Here is a 1228-nt window from a genome sequence, read left to right on the forward strand (position 1 = left end):
TGACGTGCCCCCAGCAGCCATACCACCCGTTACTGGGAAAGTCCGGGGTTGAAGGGTACTTCGTTCTTCTGGTTGTTGATCCGGTGTTGGGCTGCGAACTCAGCGGGCGGGATGCGCCCGCAGCTGCTGTGGGGTCTGACCTGGTTGTAGTCACGGCGCCACTCGGCGATGACCTGCCGGGCTTGGGCGAGCGAGCTGAACCAGTGCTCGTTTAGGCACTCGTCCCGGAACTTGCCGTTGAAGCTCTCGATGTAGCCGTTCTGCATCGGCTTGCCCGGCTCGATCAGCTGGTGGTCGACGCCGTGCTGCTGCACCCACGCGATGAAGGCACGACTGGTGAACTCCGGGCCGTTGTCGGTGCGAACCGCCTTCGGGTAGCCCCGGAAGCGCGCCGCCTGATCGAGGATGCGCACCACGTAGGCGCCGCTGATGCCGTGATCGACGGTGATGTCGACGCACTCGCGAGTGAAATCGTCGACCACGGTCAGGCACTTCAGCCGTCGGCCGTTGGCCAAGGCGTCGCTGACGAAGTCCATGCTCCAGACCGCATTCGGGGAACTGGCGGCGCACAACGATTGACGCTCGCTGGCGGGCCTTCGGACCTTCTTGCGGCGACGCACGGCGAGGTTGGCCTCGCGGTACAGGCGATAGACCTTCTTGTGGTTCACGGTCGGAAACTCCGGGCGCAGCAGGTCGTGCAGACGGCGGTAGCCGAACCTGCGGCGCGCCTGCGCCAGTTCGATGATCCGTGCGGACAGCGCCTGCGTGTGCGACGTCTGCGTCGGCGGGTGGCGGAAGGCATCGCGAGAAAGCCCCGCAAGGCGGCAGGCCCGGCGTTCGCTCACCAAACCGGCAGCGAGCATTCGACGGACCGCCTCGCGCTTGCGTTGCGGGGCTAGCGTTTTACCCCGAAGCCGACCTTCAGCGCCTCGATGTCCAGGTGTGCTTCGGCGAGCAGGCGCTTCAGCCGGCTGTTCTCCAACTCAAGTTCCTTGAGGCGCTTGGCGTCCTCCGCCTCCATCCCGCCGTACTTGGCTCGCCAGGCGTAGAAGCTGGCGGGGCTGAAGCCGTGCTGGCGACCCAACTCGGTCACGGCCATCCCCGCTTCGGCCTGCTTGATGAACCCGATGATCTGCTCGGTGGTGAATCGACTCTTGCGCATGTCCGTCCTCTCAGGGTGACGGACTCTACCTAGCTTCGAGTGGTACGGCTGGGTGGGGGCAGGTCA

The 1228-nt window shown here is 65.4% G+C and carries 1 protein-coding gene; it reads right to left on the reverse strand.

Translation table 11 applies throughout. The features are described from left to right. Positions 1 to 29 precede the first annotated feature (29 nt). Positions 30 to 1162, reverse strand: a protein-coding gene (locus tag BLP83_RS18105; RefSeq protein WP_091246305.1) for an IS3 family transposase whose coding sequence is annotated in 2 segments (ribosomal slippage) — positions 30 to 907 and positions 907 to 1162 — 1134 coding nt in all. Because the reading frame shifts where the segments join, the coding sequence is not laid out codon by codon here. Between the last annotated feature and the right edge of the window lie 66 nt (positions 1163 to 1228).

It is taken from the genome of Aquimonas voraii (genome assembly GCF_900101825.1).
GTDB classification, from domain to species: domain Bacteria; phylum Pseudomonadota; class Gammaproteobacteria; order Xanthomonadales; family Xanthomonadaceae; genus Aquimonas; species Aquimonas voraii.